This is a genomic window from Planococcus liqunii, assembly GCF_030413595.1.
GTDB lineage: Bacteria > Bacillota > Bacilli > Bacillales_A > Planococcaceae > Planococcus > Planococcus liqunii.
In genome coordinates, this window is the sequence record NZ_CP129238.1 from 2,986,921 (window position 1) to 3,006,241 (window position 19,321).

Annotated in this window: 14 protein-coding genes; 1 reads left to right on the forward strand and 13 read right to left on the reverse strand. The window is 42.9% G+C overall.

Features of this window, described 5'->3' with window-relative positions:
- Positions 1-239: 239 nt before the first annotated feature.
- From QWY22_RS14930 to QWY22_RS14945, 4 genes are all read right to left on the reverse strand, one after another.
- Entirely contained in the window at positions 240-941 is a 702-nt protein-coding gene (locus QWY22_RS14930) for a CpsD/CapB family tyrosine-protein kinase (RefSeq protein WP_300981621.1), read from the reverse strand.
- Positions 901-1,674, reverse strand: a complete 774-nt coding sequence (locus tag QWY22_RS14935) for a YveK family protein (protein WP_300981622.1) — start codon at positions 1,672-1,674, stop codon at positions 901-903. Before QWY22_RS14935 ends, QWY22_RS14930 begins: the two co-directional genes overlap by 41 nt.
- A gap of 825 nt (positions 1,675-2,499) precedes the next feature.
- A complete protein-coding gene (gene galU / locus QWY22_RS14940) occupies positions 2,500-3,381 on the reverse strand; it encodes a UTP--glucose-1-phosphate uridylyltransferase GalU (protein WP_300981623.1) in 882 nt (293 codons plus the stop codon).
- A gap of 311 nt (positions 3,382-3,692) precedes the next feature.
- Complete coding sequence (locus tag QWY22_RS14945) at positions 3,693-7,292, reverse strand: Ig-like domain-containing protein (protein ID WP_300981624.1); 3,600 nt, start codon at positions 7,290-7,292, stop codon at positions 3,693-3,695.
- Between the two features lie 832 nt (positions 7,293-8,124).
- On the opposite strand from QWY22_RS14945, the gene QWY22_RS14950 reads away from it, so the two are divergent.
- Complete coding sequence (locus tag QWY22_RS14950) at positions 8,125-9,132, forward strand: S-layer homology domain-containing protein (RefSeq protein WP_300981625.1); 1,008 nt, start codon at positions 8,125-8,127, stop codon at positions 9,130-9,132.
- 99 nt (positions 9,133-9,231) lie between these two features.
- Here QWY22_RS14950 and QWY22_RS14955 read toward each other — a convergent pair whose 3' ends face one another.
- The 9 genes from QWY22_RS14955 to QWY22_RS14995 all read right to left on the reverse strand — a co-directional run bounded on the left by QWY22_RS14955 (position 9,232) and on the right by QWY22_RS14995 (position 19,118).
- Positions 9,232-9,807, reverse strand: coding sequence for a competence protein ComK (locus tag QWY22_RS14955; protein ID WP_300981626.1), 576 nt, complete (start codon positions 9,805-9,807; stop codon positions 9,232-9,234).
- 470 nt (positions 9,808-10,277) lie between these two features.
- Positions 10,278-10,730 (reverse strand): hypothetical protein, encoded by a 453-nt coding sequence (locus QWY22_RS14960; protein WP_300981627.1) that lies wholly within the window; start codon positions 10,728-10,730, stop codon positions 10,278-10,280.
- A 398-nt stretch (positions 10,731-11,128) separates the two neighbouring features.
- On the reverse strand, positions 11,129-12,094 hold the full coding sequence (locus QWY22_RS14965; RefSeq protein WP_300981628.1) for an S-layer homology domain-containing protein: 966 nt from the start codon (positions 12,092-12,094) through the stop codon (positions 11,129-11,131).
- 178 nt (positions 12,095-12,272) lie between these two features.
- The gene (locus QWY22_RS14970) at positions 12,273-12,530 is read right to left on the reverse strand and encodes a hypothetical protein (protein WP_300981629.1); all 258 of its coding nucleotides are present in this window, start codon (positions 12,528-12,530) and stop codon (positions 12,273-12,275) included.
- A gap of 150 nt (positions 12,531-12,680) precedes the next feature.
- Positions 12,681-12,839: a hypothetical protein gene (locus tag QWY22_RS14975; RefSeq protein WP_300981630.1), complete on the reverse strand. Its 159-nt coding sequence runs from the start codon at positions 12,837-12,839 to the stop codon at positions 12,681-12,683.
- 186 nt (positions 12,840-13,025) lie between these two features.
- Positions 13,026-14,438 (reverse strand): alanine/glycine:cation symporter family protein, encoded by a 1,413-nt coding sequence (locus QWY22_RS14980; protein WP_300981631.1) that lies wholly within the window; start codon positions 14,436-14,438, stop codon positions 13,026-13,028.
- A gap of 330 nt (positions 14,439-14,768) precedes the next feature.
- Positions 14,769-16,076 (reverse strand): alpha/beta hydrolase-fold protein, encoded by a 1,308-nt coding sequence (locus QWY22_RS14985; RefSeq protein WP_300981632.1) that lies wholly within the window; start codon positions 16,074-16,076, stop codon positions 14,769-14,771.
- A 504-nt stretch (positions 16,077-16,580) separates the two neighbouring features.
- Complete coding sequence (gene nhaC / locus QWY22_RS14990; RefSeq protein WP_300981633.1) at positions 16,581-18,002, reverse strand: Na+/H+ antiporter NhaC; 1,422 nt, start codon at positions 18,000-18,002, stop codon at positions 16,581-16,583.
- Between the two features lie 366 nt (positions 18,003-18,368).
- The gene (locus tag QWY22_RS14995; protein ID WP_300981634.1) at positions 18,369-19,118 is read right to left on the reverse strand and encodes an MBL fold metallo-hydrolase; all 750 of its coding nucleotides are present in this window, start codon (positions 19,116-19,118) and stop codon (positions 18,369-18,371) included.
- Positions 19,119-19,321 lie beyond the last annotated feature (203 nt).

The window sequence follows — 19,321 nt, forward strand, 5'->3', positions numbered from 1 at the left end:
ATTTATGCAGAAATAGTCCTGCCTATCTTTTCAATTAATAGTAAGTATCTCTTAGATGAGATTTTCCAAAAAAAAATGCCTTTCTGAATTGTTATCAGAAAGGCATTTTCTTTTTTCTAATGATTTTCATTGTGTATTTAGGCTTTTCGTAGAACTACATATAAAATAAATTTCTTTCGTATAATCGCCAAGCATTAGATGATATATAAATAATATAAAAATAAAAAGAGTATCCTTTTTCAGTCTTTCTGCTCGTAATATTGATAATAGCCGCTTTCTTTTGAAAGTATGAAATTATTCAATACAGCGCCGATAATACGACTATTCGCAAATTCAATCGCTTCTTTCGCTTTTAAGGCCATCTCTTTCTTAGTATATCCAGAATTGATGACAAGAATAGTGCCGTCACACTTATTCGCAAGAATCTGACCATCTGCTACTGATAACACTGGTGGAGCATCGAATATCACTAAATCATACATATTAGACAATTGATGAATCAGTGCATCCATCGATTTCGATAATAACAATTCCGCTGGGTTTGGTGGAATAGGGCCACATGTCAACAAATCCAATTGATCCACTAAAGTTCGCTGGATCGCCTTTTCTATAGTGGTTTGCCTCGTAAGCAAACTTGAAAGACCAGTCCTATTTTCAATATGAAAGGTATAATGGGTCGTCGGTTTGCGCATATCACCATCTACTAGGATAACTTTCTTGCCTTCCTGAGCAAATACCACTGCGAGGTTTGCTGAAGTTGTCGACTTACCTTCTAATGGTCCTGCTGAGGTTACGACTATTGTACGTATGTCTGCATCCGGTGATGAAAAGGTTATATTCGTACGCAACGTCCGAAATTGTTCGGCTACAAAGGAATGGGGATTCGTAAAGGTGACGAGCTTACGTGCTGTCTGCTGCAGAAGATTTTTCTTCCTGGCCATTGCTTATCTCTTCCTTTCCTTTTGAAAACACTTTGTTCTTTTGGATGACTCCGGATTTTTCGACAATCGGTGAAATGACACCAAGCATCGGAACTCCAAGGATGTCTTCCATATCTTGTTGATCTTTCATAGTGGTATCCAAGTGCTCTCGAAGAAATGCAATTCCAACTCCAAGCATTAAACCAATTATTGTAGCAATTGCCATGTTAAGTTTAGGGTTTGGAAATATTGGGAGTGAACTTTTCTTTAAAACTGCCGCAGAAAGAATTGTAACGTTATCAACATTCATCAAATTTTTAATGTTTTTTTCAAAAACAGTAGCAATTGTATTAGCTAATTTAACTGCTACTTCTGGATTTTCATCTTGTACAGCAATATTTACTATTTGAGATTGCTCATCGTTGCTGACGGTAATTTTTTCTTCTAACTCATCTGATGTCATTTCAAGATTCATCCCATTCAAGACTTGGTCTAGAATTACAGGACTCTTGATAATGCCTGAATAAGTATTAATCAATTGGAGATCCGTCTGGATGTTTTGGTTTATTAACTGACCTTCTTCTGACGAGTTTTGATTAACCAGAATTTCTGTTGACATCTCGTAAACAGGGGTTAGCACAAAGTATGAAATAATAGCAGTAATAAATATCGAAATAACTGTAGTAATGACAATAAGGAGGAAATTTTTACGTATTATTTTATAGATGTTCTTTAAGTTGATTGATTCTTCCATAGAACTAGCAGCTCCTTTAAGTTGCTATTGTAGATACTATTATTTGACCAGAAAAGTTAAAAGCTTTACCGCTAGTCATCGTAACGGCACTCGAAGATAAAGAGAATAAGAATTTTGGTATCTTTAAATCTCAATAGTTTTTCTCATATTATAGTTTGAACCCGTTCATCAACTCCTCAATTATATTGGCTTTTCAATTTTCTATATATCAGTGGAGTAGATATAGTTTCCCATTAGCGACTTCCATTGTAGAATGTATAAATTCTTTGTCCTCTATTCATGTGCTTTATAATAAAATATTTCTTAACAAAATGATACTAAAATCTGATTATTCAGTAATTTTTCTAGTTAACTAAAAGTCATAAAATCAAAAATTCAGTATTGTAATCCATCGATTTCTATATAAACAAGTCTCTTGCCTTACTATGGATGATTTCTAAATCATTTCTAGTACTCATAAGTTTTCAATAATTATTTCTCGTCTCTTCATAACAGCATTAGAAGTTTAGAGCGATTAATACTATTGTTATTCCCTCCTCTTTTCTATGTATGATTCAAGGGCACATTTCTTTTAATACTTCTATCCTAATATCGTGAGGTTAAAAAGAAGTTAAACTTATATTACGAAGTCACACCGTTAACAAATTATACTCAATTAGCTTTGAAAAACCAGATACAACGACTGCTTTCTCATTACACTTTTAATCATTAACTATTAAAATTCACTTGCAGCAGCATTTAAGTAATATGGACGAAGTATTTCTTCGCTATTTGATATTTATGAGCAAATAAAAAGGACAACCATTTCTGGTTGTCCTTTGGAAATTATTTCTTATTCGTATACGATTCCTGAAGCTTTCGTTCAAATAACTCAAGCAGCTGATCACGGAGTTCTGGACGCTGCAACGCAAATTCGATCGTCGTTTCGATAAAGCCGTATTTCTCGCCGACATCAAAACGGTGGCCGTCGAATTCGTATGCGTATACCGGCTGCACTTCGTTCAGTTTTTGGATGGCATCGGTCAATTGAATCTCGCCGCCTGCCCCTAAAGTATGTTCCCCGAGGAAATCAAAGATCTCCGGTGTCAGGATATAACGACCCATAATCGCGTAATTCGATGGCGCCGTTCCCGCTTCCGGTTTTTCGACAAACCGGTCCACCGCAATCAGTTTGCCATCAACGGAAATTGGATCGATGATGCCGTAGCGGTGTGTCTCTTTTGAAGGCACTTGCTGGACGCCAATGACACTGTTGCCCGTTTGTTCGAACTGGTTCATCAACTGCTCCAAGCACGGTTCGTCGTTTTGGACAATGTCGTCTCCCAATAGTACCGCAAACGGTTCGTCCCCGATAAACTTGCGGGCCGACCAGATGGCATGGCCCAGACCAAGCGGCTGCTTTTGGCGGATGTAGTGGATTTCCACTTTGGACGTCTGCAGGACCGAGTCGAGCATATCCATTTTCCCTTTTTCGCGCAAAGTCGCTTCCAATTCGAAGGCATGGTCAAAATGGTCTTCGATGGAACGTTTGCCTTTCCCTGTAACGATGATGATGTCTTCAATACCGGACGCAATCGCTTCTTCGACGATGTATTGAATGGTCGGTTTGTCGACGATCGGCAGCATTTCTTTTGGCATGGCTTTCGTGGCTGGCAGGAATCGTGTTCCAAGGCCTGCAGCCGGAATAATCGCTTTTTTCACTTGCATTCTCTTCACCTGCTACTCATTTTAGTTTCGTGTCTGCAACACTATTTCTTCTATAAAATGACAGAAGTTGCAGAAACTATATTATTATGCACTTATACTTATCATAACATAAATTTACGGATTGCTGTGTTTTTAGCATAATAGCCTCTTAGTTTGTCAGATATGAAATGGAATATAAAAGCATTGGTACAGCAAAAAAGAGCCGGCGTCCGACTGAAATCGAACGCTGGCTTTGTCATTCATTTTGCTTTAAATCTATAGTGAATTCAAGATTAATGTCTACTCATTTTTTCCAAGATGCGAGCAGTGGTTTATCGAGGCAAAATGATGTCTCCCAACAATTGAAGCAAGATGGAAAGAACCCCTTGAGAAATGACAGCTGTCTGCGTTTCCCCTCGAACTTCACGCTCTTCGTCAAGAATAACTGGTGTGACATCTATTTCTGACCCTACTGTCAAAGAGGACAACAGACGTAAAATTAAATTATTGTCGTCAAACGTATAATTGATATACCCTCTTTCAATATCTTCTGGTGTAAGGATATAAGGTTCTGTCGTTTCAGTGATGTCCGGCAACAGCAGTCGGTCACGGAAAAGTTCAATCTGAACTTGATCACCCGCTTTAAATCGGTCAACACCGAGCGTTGGGATATCGATTTTTAACGCTTGATCCCCGCCTAAAATATAAGCCAATTCTTCGCCAATTCCACTTAACGAGTCGATTACCGGCTCTGACAAGAACGACGGTAATGGCAACACGCCGACTACGCCATTTACAACATTGATGGAATCACGCGTCACAAGCGCTTCCAAGTCAAGTGTTTCTCCTCCCGACAATTCATTCAACAAGTCGGAGGTGATGCCCACATCGACAAATCCGCGGCTAATATCTTCTTCGGTCAATTCAACATTCAAAAGCTCGAACAGTGGAGTGCCCAACCGGATAACATCTCCCGCTACCAAGCCGCTCGTTGGCAATAAACTCAATCGGATGAGATTTGGATTGTTCAGAAGCTGATCCAAATTGATTTCTCCATTGATGATATTTCCATCATTATCGAGAAGCGACAAGTCAATCACCGATCCAATATCACTTGGCACAGTGGTGATGAACACCCCTTCCGGATTTGTTTCTACTGTCCAGGAATTCCCGTTCCAAGTCAACGTTGTCGATACCGGCTTCCCTCCAACTGGAAGAACGAATTCTACTGTATCTCCTGCTTCAGCACTGCTTGGAGCGGAAACCGTCAAGACACGCCCATCGTTCGAAACATCTACTGTTGCATCAGCAACTGTCCCGCCTACTGCATCAATCGGTCCATCAAGCGCTACAGCTTCGGTAAACGTCAAGGTAATTTGACTTGCAGATACGCCGTCGCTGATGGTGTATGGAATCCCAACATATACCAACCCTTCATAGGCAGCAGTCAATTCGTTAAAGGCGGTTTCAATTTCTTGTGGCGAAGCATTGTTGTCCGCCAGCACTGCATTTGCCTCATTCAAGGCAGTTTCAAACACTAACCAAGTTTCATCCGTAAAGTACTCTTCGATCAAGTCATTTGTTAATCGCTCTACCAGTTCTTCCAATTCGGCTCTGCCATCTTCAGCCGCTGCTTCCGTCACGGTTACACTTGTAGATTCACTTTCAACTCCAGCTTCATCAGTAGCCGTGACCTCAATGACAGTATTGGCTGCTTGTGGCGAAATGACAATCGTAAAGTTTCCATCGTCCGTAGCGACTACTGAACCAATTTCTTCATTGCCTACTGTTGCGGTTACAGTAGATCCAGGATCCGCGGTTCCTGTTAGCGCCGTATCGTCACTATCGACCGGGTTCACAGTCGGTGCTGCTGGAGCCCCTGGCGCTTCCGGTGCATCTATGACTACGATCGTTGTCGGGTCACTTTCAGCGCCCGTCTCATCCGTCAAGATCACTTCGATTTCTGTACCCGTTTCCTGGGCCGGGATCTCCACTTCGAATGTGCCGTCTTCGTTAACGGCACCCGTATATTCCTCGTTGCCAATCGTCACGGTTACGTCGCTTCCGGCTTCGCCTTCGCCAGTTACTATCGTGTCGTCATTATCGACCGGGTCGACTGTTGGGGCCGCTGGCGCGTCGGGTGTTCCCGGTGCATCCGGTGCATCTATAACTACGATCGTTGTCGGATCACTTTCCGTACCGGTTTCGTCCGTCAGGACCACTTCGATTTCCGTGCCTGTTTCCTGAGCCGGGATCTCCACTTCGAATGTGCCGTCTTCGTCGACAACACCCGTATATTCCTCGTTGCCAATCGTCACGGTTACGTCGTTTCCGGCTTCGCCTTCGCCAGTTACTATCGTGTCGTCATTATCGACCGGGTCGACTGTTGGGGCCGCTGGCGCGTCGGGTGTTCCCGGTGCATCCGGTGCATCGATGACTACAATCGTTGTCGGATCACTTTCCGTACCGGTTTCGTCCGTCAGGACCACTTCGATTTCCGTGCCTGTTTCCTGAGCCGGGATCTCCACTTCGAATGTGCCGTCTTCGTCGACAACACCCGTATATTCTTCGTCGCCGATTGTCACAATCACGTCGCTTCCGGCTTCGCCTTCGCCCGTTACTGTCGTGTCGTCATTGTCGACCGGGTCGACTGTTGGGGCCGCTGGCGTGTCGGGTGTTCCCGGTGAATCCGATGCGTCGATAACCACAACTGTTGTCGGATCACTTTCCGTACCGGTTTCGTCCGTCAGGACCACTTCGATTTCCGTGCCTGTTTCCTGAACTGGGATCTCCACTTCGAACGTACCGTCTTCGTCGACAACACCGCTGTATTCCTCGTCGCCGATCGTCACAATCACGTCGCTTCCAGCTTCGCCTTCGCCCGTTACTGTCGTGTCGTCATTGTCGACTGTATCGACTGTTGGGGCCGCTGGCGCGTCGGGTGTTCCCGGTGAATCCGATGCGTCGATGACCACAACTGTCGTCGAATCACTTTCCGTACCGGTTTCGTCCGTCAGGACCACTTCAATTTCCGTCCCCGTTTCTTGGACCGGGATTTCCACTTCGAACTTACCGTCTTCGTCAACGACACCGGTATATTCCTTATCGCCGATTGTCACGATCACATCGCTGTCCGGTTCACCTTCACCCGACACCGTCGTATCGTCATTGTCGACCGGGTTCACCGTTGGAGCTGATGGCACTGCTGGATCTTCTGGATTGCCTGGATTGCCTGGATCACCTGGGTTCCCTGGATTCCCTGGATTCCCTGGATTGCCCGGATCACCTGGATTTCCTGGTTCGCCTGGAGTATCTCCAACTGCGCTTAATACTTTATAAAGGAAGATGGCATACTCGCCTCTTGTAATAGGATCTTCTGTCCCAAAAGAAGTTTCGGTTTTACCGACTGTAATTCCATTATCAAGCAAGGCGGCTACTGCATTTTTGTAGCGATCGGATACATCGGTGAATTTTACATTTTCCGGCTTGCCCTTTAATTCAAAAGCTTCAGCTAGAATGAGTGCCGCTTCGCCTCTTGTAATATTGCTAAAAGAATCAAAAGAAGTTCCGGTTTTACCAAAAATGATGCCTTCTTGTTGCAAATAAGCTAAATGAGGCTGTGCTCGTTGAGGAACATCTGTAAATGTCGATTTATCGTTTGGATTGGTTTGAGCTTTCAAAGCCTTAGCAAGAAGAACTGCTGCATCGACTCTTACAATCGAATCCAGCGTTCCAAACTTGGTTGGTGTTACGCCATCTGTAATCTCATTTTCAACGAGATAATTCACGGCTTTTTCGTATCTGTCACCTACATCTGTAAAAGGACTTTGGGCTTGCACAGTTTCGGCTGGAACCATTGCAGCTGCCGCTAATGAAGTAGACGCCGCTAGGGCCACAAATTGACGATATGAATTTGTTTTCTTGGTCGACATGTTTAGATTCCTCCATTTTTTCAAACAATATTTTTAAACATTTAAAAATCCTTTTATTCATTTGTTAAAAATTAGAATATCATACGCGAATTTCATATTCCAATATTAGTAATAATTACAAATAATCATTTTAAAAACCCATAATTAGTAACTAAATACTAGTATTTTACATTTAAAAAATTTAGGAAATAATGAAAAAAACTCACAAAATCCTCTTGTCTCACAATTATCCGCTTGAAATAAGAAATTTTTAGATACAGCTTTCTTAATACTAAATATCTACTTTTCATTAAATGCCTTTTCTATATCAGAAATAAAATACATTTTCTCTTTGTTAATGAAGATTGGAGTTGATTAGCCTGGAACTCTTACCATGCTTATGTCGGACGATTAATTGATGTGTTGATTCACAAAAAAGCCCTTAGCTTTTTTGGAAGCTAAGGGCTTTACTAAAAGAGAAGTTTAAAAGAACTTTTTTCTATCTTTAATGGATCCAGAGATATGTTTTTTTAATTAATCAATCTAGGCGTTCATCTACTGCTTATAAAAACATCAGCATCCATTATCATTAACCTCTCTCATCTATTCTTAATTCTTGATTTGCCTTCTTATTTGCCAGTTCCCCGAATAATAACCAGCCTCCGTCAAAAGCACAATGAAAACACATCTTTTTGCTCTGTAAACTTCTAGATTTAGGTAGAAATATTCTTGTAATATACTGGCTTTATTGGTATAAATAAATCAATGTTCTTTTATTTACATTATATACTAATTAAATTTAGTAGATGTAAATGAAAGGAAAATACATACATTAGAAGGAGGAATTTTTTACATGGCATTTGAAACAAAGAAAATGAAGAAGTTTTTAGCTTCGACGGCAGCGGCAGCAATGATCGCTACGGCCATCGTGCCAGCAGCTTCTGCTAACACGGTATCCCCGGCAGCGTTCACGGATGTACCGGCTCGTTACGCAACATCAGTGGATTACTTGATCTCTAACAATTTGGCAACTGGGTTGACAGCGAAGCAATTCGGCATCAACGAAAACATCAAGCGTGGAGACGCTGCAATCATCTTGGCTCAAGCTTTGGGTCTGATGGATGAAAAAGCTCCAGCTGCTGGATTTACAGATGTACCAAAACGTGGAGCTGTAGCGATCAACTCATTGAAAGCTGCCGGCATCATCAAAGGTAAAACGAAAACAAAATTTGGATTCCAGGACAAAATCACTCGCGGTGAAGTAGCCTTGATCCTTAGCAACGCGAATGCATACAACTTCAAAGGCGATGTAAAAGCCTTGAAGTTCACTGATGTCAGCAGCCGTTACAGCGAAGCTGTAGCCGGATTGCTATCACACGGCATTACTCAAGGTACTTCTGCTACGAAATACGGTACAGACAACTCGATCAAACGCGGCGATTTCGCAATCTTTACGTACCGTGCAGAAGCCTTTAACCTAGGCGGCGATGTACTTGGAGACTTCAGAAAAGCAATGAGTAATTTTGCATCTGTTGGTGCTTCACTTGGCTTTAAAGTTGTTGTAGATGAGACAGCTCCGAACACATTCAACATCATCGGATCTGATGAGACAGTTGAAAGCGACGGCGGTGTTGGATTCTTCAACAGATTGGCTGAGCTAGGTGTTCCAGCTATCGAAGTTAACGGAACTGAGTACGAAATTTCTGACGGTGAAGGCAACTTGACTGCAGAAGCCCAAACGGCCAAAAAAGCAATTATCGCTTCTCTACTTGGCAACAACACAGTAGATGTTCTATTTGTTGTTCCTTATGAAGAGTCATACGCAGAAGCTGAGTACACGTTTAACTTGAAAACGAAATAATTCCTCTTAGTTGTTTGTTGTAAAGTAAACAACGAGCATAAAAACCTCCGCATCGTTTAATCGATGCGGAGGTTTTTTAGATCCATTTATAAAATCCATTCAGGAAATATGACCAGCTTCATAATTCACGCCGTTTTCTTTGACGCATAAATGGTATGTACTGTGGAACCGCATTGCTGGATCCTCGAACTCGATTCTACGTTGGCGGATTTTATATAATAGTTCATAAGCCCGGTTCAGTTTCAAGTCAAATGTCCGTTTGCTGATATTGACCGTCACTGCACTGCCATTGCTCAAGTTTACTTGGGTATGTGTTTTATCTATTGCAATAGAAGAAAGTACACAATTCAACGAAAACCAGACACAATCAGATTTACGTGGAGACGTGGAAGGAAAGAATACCATGTTCATTTCTTTATCCAGCACAATGGGATTCATCTTCCCGTGTACAAGAATTTCTGCACCATCCATTGCCCCGCGCATACTGGAGCCCCGGTACCGGAGATTCAGGTCCATCAAATCATAAGGAGTTAACCCGACTTGATAAAATCCTTCGGCATTGCAGATTAACGCGTTCAAAACACCGTTTGCATCATAATGAGGCAAAATCACCGTGGTGTCTGGTTTGATGGCATATTCATGTTTCATTGCTTGCGTTGCTTTTCTTTTTTTCATCTTTTCTTCTCCTTTGTAGTTAAAACTTAATTTTTCAACAAAAAAGGAGTATACTAACCTTAGTTGGTATACTCCAACCCTAATCCCCAGATGATGGTCGGCCAGACTTTCACATCTGGGGATTTCTCTTTGGACCAAATGCCGCGTTCACACCGTACTCACCTCCTTGTCGTCTTCATGCACCAATTGAAATGCATGTCCTCTTACGAACGAAGAATCACCCTTCGCTTACCTATCCCGTTCTCTTTAAATCGGCATTCTATGTATAAAACAAATCCTGTGAGCTTTCATCCAACACAAATAATAAAACTCACAGCTTTAAATAAACCCATACTTTGGGCCACTCTGCGAATCGATTAGGCATTGTTCGATTGTTTATTCTTGAAGCGGGTTTTCTACCCGCTTATCGGATAAGGAGGGGTAAAAATGCCAATCCATAATCCATCACATGCCGTTCTACAAATTGCAGATTAAGTTCGGTGATTAGTGTTAAGAGCGATGTGCAATTGATCTGCGTCCTCCGGAGACAGCCCTTCGAATACGTGCACAACTAATTCTGTTGTTGTGAGTCGCTTCAGCAAGTTGCAGCCTTGTCTGCGCTCTTCTTTCGATTTGCTGGTGATTTTGTTTGATACCCGATTGATCACTTGAGATAAAGCTTCAATGCGCTGTGTGCCGTCAATTATTTTTAGTTGGGTCGGTTTCCCTTCAGCCAACTTCTCTTTCTCAGAAGACGCGACCAATGGCGCCAGGCAGAATTGGTTGGCCAAGACTTTGTCAAACAACGAATGCTGGATTTCTTGAACCTGCGCTTGATCAGCCGTACCTACTTCCAATTTTTCATTTCCGAGCATTGTTACTAATTCTACGATTGAGTAATAGATTGTAGCGGGCTTTTTTCTGAACACATAGCTGGTGTTCATGTTTATCATTCCTCCTCTTACATTTTCTACACAAAAGTACCCTGCACTCCATTGAAGCATCTCTATTTGTATTCACTGCTTTCTTTCACTTTAATTATATAATCATATATACCTAATTGTCTAACTATTTTTAACTTTTAATGTATTTAATTTACTAATATGTTTTTCAGGCACTTTCTATTCAGTATTACCAATTATATTTTGCACAGGAAAATTTGAGGATGCCAAAAGTAATTGGACAGAACAATATTTACCCATACTTTTGATTCAAAGAAATATTAACAAAAGAAGCGTCCATGAATCTAAGTGATTCATGGACGCCTCTTTAAAACCATAGATATTTCCATTTGAATAAATAAAAGCTTTCCATTACCCCAATGATTTACTTATTCATCACCCTATTGTTTGTAGGTCTTGTATTTTCCTTCGAAGAGATAGCCAATCTCATTGCTTTTCACAACGGTAACCGCTATTGCATTATTCAAAAGTTCAATCGTCACCACGCCGCTGCCTCCAAAACCATCTTCGGTGTAATAGATTCTGGCTTTGTTGCCGACGAATTTTGCTTCGCCTTCAACTGAACCGATGTACATTGCGCCAGAAGACATCGAATCTACTTGGACGGTCGCCGTGTTTCCTTTTACATTCGTTAGGTTAACAGACAAGTAGGCGTCTTGATCATTTGCTCTCTTTGTTTCCCATAGCCCTTGGTAATCCGCTGCTTCATAAGGCATGACATCGGGTTTATCTAGAGTTTGCTCAAGTTTGTACATGAAGAGCGCATATTCCCCGCGTTTCAAAAGATCGTCTGTTCCAAACTTATCAATCGACTTCCCTGTGGCGATCTTACTCTCGACTAACATTCCTACAGCTTCCGCATAACGGGAATTGACATCCGTAAAACTAAGCGTGGATTGGTTTTTTTCTAAATCATAGGCAGTTGTTTTAGTGAGCATCAACGCCATTTCACCGCGCTTCATCAAATCGTTGAAGCCGAAACTCTTGGAGGATTTCCCATTGACGATTCCTGCATCTTTCAACGCATTAATCGCGACCACTCCACGCGTCGGCACATCTTTAAATCCCGAAGCCGGAGCATCTTTTTCCGTCAGACCAAGCGCATGTGCTAAAATGATGGCCGCATCTCCGCGTTTGATGTTTTGATCAATCCCAAATTTGGTTTTGGAAATCCCGTTTGTGATGTCTTGGTTAACCAAATAATTGACCGACTGCTCATAACGCTCCGATACATCCGAGAACGAAGTTGCCGCCGAAACAGGTGATGCAATCACCGAAGCGGCTAAGACAAAAGATAAAGCAGTGGGAATGGTAAGCTTCCGAAGAATTGCAGATTTTACTGTCATGTTTTTTCCTCCAATTTCTATTAAGTAAAAAGAACTAAGTGAATTCTATCACTAAATTACCAGAAAATACATACTGTTATTCAACTTATTTGGCAGATTCTAATTCCATGATTTTGTTCTCAGTAAATTTTCCATATAAAAAAGAACGCCCCTGTTGGACGTTCTTTGCTTTGTTTCCTCATTTAACTAGCTCCGCGTAAATCCCCGTGCTTCCATCTTCTTTCACTTCTTCCGAAAAACTCATGGTCGGGTAGTTCCGATGCAATTCTTCGTTCGGTTCTTTAAAAATCACCGCTAAAGGACGCAAGGCAATGTGTTGATCGATTTCCGCTAACTCTTTTCTTATTCCAGATTCGTTGGCATCGAAATAACTTGTGACTTCTTCCAATTCTTCTGCGTTTAAGAATTCTTCAATTGCTTGTGTATTTAATTCCATCATATCCTCCTTTCTAGACACCAAGTATCCAGCCGGATTCACCATAAAGAAATGGCATGAGAAAGAAACCGCATTTCAACTTGAATGTCTTCTAATGTACAAACTTCCCGCAAATGAAAAAGCGCTCCCTTTAGGAGCTGCCTCACTTCATTATTCCATTTCTGCTAACTCTTCTACAGAGCCTGTTTCTTCAAAAGCGCCAATGCCTTCTCGCAAGGCTTTTGCAAATTCATCCTGGCTTTTGAAAAAGATCACTTGGTTATCTGTTGTGTGGGCTTCCGCCATCGTTCCTTGGTTTGTTCTATTCATATTCCTTACCTCCAACAATTCAAATTGATTATTTCCGTATCTACATTATTCCCTTCATTTCCATCTCTAAACCTTTCTTGCTTTCCCTTTCTTTGGCTTTGGTGAAGTCTCTATACACCAAAAAGCCTCGAACCTCCCTATTGGGAAATTCAAGGCTTTCCACTCATCCATACAACAGAAATCCAGTTAAGACTCGTAACTCTCTCTAGCCGCAGCTTTTTTGGCTTTCTTCTCTTTCTGGTCCTTCTTATAATACTGATCCGATGTGAAAAACTCGGTGGTCAGTGCTTTTACTTTGTTGCTTAACAGCAGGATGGCGATGACGTTTGGAATGAGTATCGCCGCAAGCATAATGTCGAGGAAGCCCCAAATCACTTCTGCTGCTCCGACCGCCCCCAACACGATGGCCAGGATATAAACGACTTGCATGCCGTAAGACGCTTTCATGCCAAACAGGAACTCGGCCTGCTTCGCCCCGTAGAAAACAACAACCAGTACAGTGGATAACACAAAGAAAATCAACGCAATCGTCACAAGAATCGAACCAAATTCACCAAAGTAGGATTCAAATGCCATGCTTGTCAAAGCCGAAGAATTGTCCATGGCTCCTTCATTCGTCCAGACACCGGATGACAGCACTACAAATGCAGTCGCCGTACAGACAATCAGCGTATCGACAACTACGCCAACAACTGCCCAGAACCCTTGTCTGACAGGATGATCCGTCATGGCCGCTGCATGGGCAATCGGCGCCGTTCCGAGCCCGGCCTCGTTGGAATAAAGGCCGCGGGCAAATCCCCAACGAATCACTTCCACGATGGCTGCCCCAGCAAAACCACCGACAACAGGTGCAGGTGAAAATGCGTTGCTAAAAATGAGCATGAAAAATTCCGGAACTGCGCTGACGTTCATCAAGAGAATGACAACCGCTCCCCCGACATAAAACAAAGCCATAAACGGAACGAATATCTCTGTGACCTTGCCGATCCGCTTGATGCCGCCGAACACAACAATGGAGATCAAAACGGCAGTGGCAATGCCCGTCCATAAGGCAGGGATATTGAATGTCGTTTCAACTGTAGTGGCGATGGAATTCCCTTGCACCATGATGCTCGGGATCAATTCGATCATCAACGCGAAGGAAAACCAGACGCCAAGCCACTTCATGTTCAAGCCTTTCGTCATGTAATACATCGGTCCGCCGACAAACTCGCCCTTGGCGTTTTTCTCGCGGTACTCGACAGCGAGTACGCTTTCAGCGAATTTGAGCGCCATGCCGATCAGTGCAATGACCCACATCCAGAAAACCGCTCCGGGTCCACCGAACATGATCGCCGCCGGTACCCCGACAATATTTGCTGCGCCAATGGTGGAAGAAAGAGCAGACGTCAGCGCCTGAAAAGGCGTGACCGTCCCTTCACCTTTTGGTTTTTTGAACACGCTGCCGAAGGTTTGTCCGATGATATAGCCAAAATAACGGAATTGAAAAAATCCAAGTTTAAATGTCATATAAAGACCTGATAACAGCAGCACAGTGATGAGTGGGATTCCCCATAACCATGCCGAAAAATCAGCGACTTTCTGTAAAAAACCTTCCAACTGTTTTCCCCCTATAATATATCAGTATACGAAATGTTTCCCTAGTCGAAACTGGTTTAAACTAGAAATGGGAAATTCCATAAAAATATGAGGAGAAATCAGAAGAAAGGGCTTAAATTTGGGCTTCATTGTTTAATAAAACCTTTTCCGAATAAGATGGCACCAAGTAATTTGTAAGAAGCTTGATGGCCGAAATGAAAAACTTCATTGAAAGTGTTATTTTGCGATAGGAGTCATTTCACATCTCAGCCTTTTCATTCATTGCCCTTATTTCTCCGCAAAGTTCAAAATCTCTATGTTAAACGAACAATTCAAGAATTCTCTTGTGATTCAATTTCCTTTTTCTTTTTTCTTCTTCTCTTTCTTCCACAAATGATCCTCTACAAAATCGGCATAAAGCAAATGCCAAGCTTTCCAGTCATGCGCAGCCGGAACTTCTACATAGGCGTGGCCGATGCCTTCTTCATTCAGCGCCGTATGGAGATTTTGCACGGGTTCTATCAAGTAATCCCAAATACCGACGCCTACCATGACAGAAGGATCGTTTAGATTACGGTATGATCCGATATTGACCAGTTCATCCCCTGTTACGGCATAACTCCAAATGCCAAAATACGCAAAGTCATCCGCATGATTGAAATACATCCGATTAGCGGTCACACCGCCCATCGACAACCCGGCGTAGGCACGGCCATCAGTCTCATCCGATACATTGTATTTGGCTTCCACATAAGGCATGATGTGTTCGAACTGGTCTTCTTCTATCCGTTTATAATCCCAATTCAAGTCCTGATTGTTCATGGTGACCACCACAAAAGGTTCAGCCTTTCCGTCTGCGATTAAATTATTCGTAATATTCGCCACTGCGCCTTCGTTCATCCAGCGCAGTTCATTGCCGTACGGGACGCCGGACATGCCATGGGACAGATAAAGCACTTTGTAGGGTTTCTTGCGGTTCGGGTTATATCCGTCTGGCAGGTAGACAGCAAGCCCGCGAACATCACCGGCTGCGCCTGTATAGGCTACCGTTTCCACAGTGCCAGTTTTTTTATCTTTGCGGGGAAGTTCCACCGAGCGATCCAGCCAATCCCCATTCCCCATGGTCTTCTTATTGTACGGAATGTAGACCATGCTGGACACGCTGGAAACATTGGTCGCCGTATTGGTCATTGTCGGATTATGGGGATCGTCCAGCCTTGCGGTTTTACTGCCATCCGGATTGGTGATGCGGAAATTGTAAGGATAAGCTCCGCTCGACAGCGGGACTCTGCCTCCCCATAAATTGTCTTTGATCTTTTCCAGTGTTAAATAATACGTGGTGTCGCTATTGCCCCCGGCCGGGAACATCCCAGGTTTATACGCCTCCGGTTTGTAAGGGTTTTTAAATCCATCTTTAATGGTGAAATGATGGAAGGTGTCGCTGTAAAGTTCAACTTTTGTGGCCGCTGACGACTCATCTTCATAAACAAAGGTGGCATAATAGCCGGTCGGAGAAGCAGCATCCTCCTCCACCGTGACGCCGGGTGCATAATCTGCGTAATCAAATCCAGAAGAGTTTGCAGCGGAAACAGGCTGGTTGTTGCCAAAAATCGAGTAGACCAAAACTGCCATAATTCCTACACTTACCACTTTTTTCATGTACTTGCTCCCTTCTTTCATAGAACTAGTCTGGTCAAACAGTTACGCTAAAATATGACTTAATTGAACGGTTGTCTTATTATTTTCACATCCTTCGAATTATAAATAGGAAGACTTATAAAAACAGAACGGTCAGTTCAAATTAGCTGAAGTATCCGTGATTATATTTGGAAAATTAGATGTCTCTGTCAATAACCCAGGAATCGATACCGCCATCCCCCTATTATTTGTCATTCTATTTTTCACTCCCCATAAATCAATTCAAGATCAGAGTTCAATTAATCAAACCTATCAAGCATTTTTCTGTATCTATATAGACTCCTCCCGCCCAGTTCGCTGTATTTTAATGGTTTTACAGCTTCAAATTAAAAACTAGTAGCACTTTTAAATTTTCCTTTAAACAATAAATCCCCCAATAGTGGTGCTTACCTCTTCCCATAAACACACAAAGACTATCTAAATGAATAAAGAAAGTTGCTGGTCTTATAAACAAGCGGTCCCTGATCAGTTTTGCAGCGCCTTCTTTGCCGTTGCCGATTTTTCAGGTCCGGCTTCCGGAACATCAACCTTCGCAATTCCGAAACCGGTAAAGATATAGAAGATCGCAAAGACGATTCCGAGGTAAAGCATCGGTGCGAAGGGGGCATATTGAGTAACCGGCACGCCAAGTGTGCTTGCGATGAATGCACCCGTCACACTCCAGGGGATCAAAGGCGCCAATGCAGTACCGGTGTCCTCCAGCGTTCTGGAAAAATTTTTGCGGTGCAGGCCGTATTTGTCATACATCGACTTCATCATCGGACCCAATACAGCAAACGTCACATAATAGCTTCCGGTAATGATGAACAGGAAAGCATGGAGCGATAAGCTCGAGAGCATGATCCCTTTTCCGGTGTTGGCTACTTTTTGGATGCCATTCAAGATGACATCGATCACGCCGGCCGTCTGCAAAGGGGAGCCGAAAATGGCGGCGGCAATCAGCAAAGCGACGGTTCCGAGCATACTTGAAAGACCGCCCCGCTGCAGCATGCTATCTACAACCTCGACTCCTGTTGAAGCGGTATAGCCATCATTCAAAGCGGCTGCAATCTCTGCCAATCCGTTTCCTTGGAATATGGCGGCTAGCAGGACTCCCAGCAAAATCCCGACACCAAAAACAGGCAACGTCGGTTTGCCCCGATAGATCAAAAACAAGATGACGACAGGCGGAAGCAGAAGCAGCGGATTCAGAGTGAAATTGGCTTCTAGCGTAGTCAGGATGCTTGTGATTTGCTCATCCTCGATTTGGCCGCTGACCTGAAAGCCCAGAATCAGAAAAACAATCAGCGAAATAACGAAACCGGGAATCGTCGTGTACAGCATATGCTTAATGTGATCCACCAGCTTCACATCCGTCACGGCCGCTGCCATGACCGTCGTGTCCGATAAAGGGGACATCTTGTCGCCGAAAATCGCTCCGACCACAACCGCTCCCGCTGTATAATGAAGCGGGATATCGAGACCTGCCGAAACCCCCATAAAGGCAACCCCGATGGTACCGATCGTTCCCCATGACGTGCCTGCCATCACGGACATAAGCGCACAGGCAAGACACGCTACAAATAGAAAAACACTTGGATGGATCAGAAGCAATCCGTAATACACAATCAACGGAATCGTGCCCGAAAGCATCCAGACTCCGATCATCAGCCCGACCGCAAGCAAAATGAGGATGGGAATAAACATGGCACGCAAATTATTTAAAATGCCTTTTTCGATATCGTCCCATTTCACTCCCCATAACATGCTCAAAATGATGACTGCCGTCCCGGCTGCCAGCAGTACAATCGTCGACTCTGCGTCCACGAAGACAATTCCGCCGAATACAATGGCGATGGAGACAACAATAAGGGCAATCGCTTTTGCTGATGATAAAGTGCTATTCATCTTCTTCCTCCTAAATTTATAATAGATAAAGAGTTCTCAAGCTGGCTTTCTTTTGTGATTTAGCAGCTGACGATTTCTCCGGTCTCCCTTCCCTCTTTTTTATAAAGCTCTCATGAACTTTTAATTAAATGTAATAATATCCGTAGGTATTTCGGAAGTCAAACTATTTTTATTATTCAATCTATTCGTTTCTAAAAGCAAAGATTTTCTGACATCCTGTACGAAAAATAAGGTTTCTTAAACCTTTGAGAAAAGCTTCTGTCCATCTTGTCTTAACAAATGCAGATTGATTTAAGACGCTATTCACTTGAAATAAAGGCCTCCTAAACAAAAAAACAGCCATCTTCAAATCCGAAGATGGCTGGTTCACTTATTCAACTCTGCTTCCACAAATTCTATATTCCCCTCATGCCGAGGGATCAGATGTGGCGGGATGGGTTGCTGGCGGTAAGTGGCAAACTGATTGCCAGACATGATCTGATGAAGATACGCCAAATCGTCTTCAATCCGCTGAAGAATTTCCGGCTGAGAATTCAAAATAGGACGGCCGTGCCCGGGAATCAACGTGTGAATAGCATGTTCCATTATTTTCTCTTTCATCTTCTGCAAGCTCTTCACATATTTCCGGCTTGAATGAAAGATGAATGGAAATTCCAGATCAGACAAGATATCCCCTGCCACCACGACTTTGCGCTCCACAAAAAAGGTAGCCATCATATCTGAGGTATGGCCAGGAATCGGCAAAAAATACAAAGTATCATCTGAAACCACTTTCGTTGTCTCCCCAACAATTTCCTCATCAATCCGCGGAAAATTGAGTTCTTTGTTGCGTGCGACATACCACTCGAGATCAAAAGATCTGGCTTTCTCAAGCTGGTCGTTCTGCTCCTTCACTTGTTGATGGCCAATCGTATGTCCATATGAAAAGGCAGAAAAACCGGCAATATGATCCCAATCCGCATGGGTGTAGATCAAGTTCAATGGCTTGTCCGGCAACGCTCCTTTGATGTGTTCCAATTCATGAGGATAGTAGGTCGGATCAAAGAGAAAACACTCCTCCTTGCCCTCGATTAACGTCGTATTCGTTTGCCATAAGCAACTCTGAAAAATCTTCATGATATTCCCCTTTCAACTGCAACATCTATGATGCTAGCACTTGTGCTAATTAGCTGATTTCTTCTAGGCAATTAAATAGACTAAAGTTGGGCTTTTTGTGAAGCATATATTGCCACATAAAATGATGATATTCTAATTGAACGTTAAAGATTCCGGAGAAATTGTCATTTGTAAAACCCTATTTTTCTATGCAATGGCTAACC

Excerpts from the sequence above, each read along its gene's own strand:
- QWY22_RS14955 (WP_300981626.1), bottom strand. The coding sequence starts at position 9,807 with ATGAAAAAAAGAAAAGCAACGCAAGCAATGAAACATGAATATGCCATC.
- QWY22_RS14930 (WP_300981621.1), bottom strand. The coding sequence starts at position 941 with ATGGCCAGGAAGAAAAATCTTCTGCAGCAGACAGCACGTAAGCTCGTC.
- QWY22_RS14965 (WP_300981628.1), bottom strand. The coding sequence starts at position 12,094 with ATGACAGTAAAATCTGCAATTCTTCGGAAGCTTACCATTCCCACTGCT.
- QWY22_RS14935 (WP_300981622.1), bottom strand. The coding sequence starts at position 1,674 with ATGGAAGAATCAATCAACTTAAAGAACATCTATAAAATAATACGTAAA.
- nhaC (WP_300981633.1), bottom strand. The coding sequence starts at position 18,002 with ATGAATAGCACTTTATCATCAGCAAAAGCGATTGCCCTTATTGTTGTC.
- QWY22_RS14945 (WP_300981624.1), bottom strand. The coding sequence starts at position 7,292 with ATGTCGACCAAGAAAACAAATTCATATCGTCAATTTGTGGCCCTAGCG.
- QWY22_RS14950 (WP_300981625.1), top strand. The coding sequence starts at position 8,125 with ATGGCATTTGAAACAAAGAAAATGAAGAAGTTTTTAGCTTCGACGGCA.
- QWY22_RS14970 (WP_300981629.1), bottom strand. The coding sequence starts at position 12,530 with ATGGAATTAAATACACAAGCAATTGAAGAATTCTTAAACGCAGAAGAA.
- QWY22_RS14975 (WP_300981630.1), bottom strand. The coding sequence starts at position 12,839 with ATGAATAGAACAAACCAAGGAACGATGGCGGAAGCCCACACAACAGAT.
- QWY22_RS14960 (WP_300981627.1), bottom strand. The coding sequence starts at position 10,730 with ATGAACACCAGCTATGTGTTCAGAAAAAAGCCCGCTACAATCTATTAC.
- galU (WP_300981623.1), bottom strand. The coding sequence starts at position 3,381 with ATGCAAGTGAAAAAAGCGATTATTCCGGCTGCAGGCCTTGGAACACGA.
- QWY22_RS14985 (WP_300981632.1), bottom strand. The coding sequence starts at position 16,076 with ATGAAAAAAGTGGTAAGTGTAGGAATTATGGCAGTTTTGGTCTACTCG.
- QWY22_RS14995 (WP_300981634.1), bottom strand. The coding sequence starts at position 19,118 with ATGAAGATTTTTCAGAGTTGCTTATGGCAAACGAATACGACGTTAATC.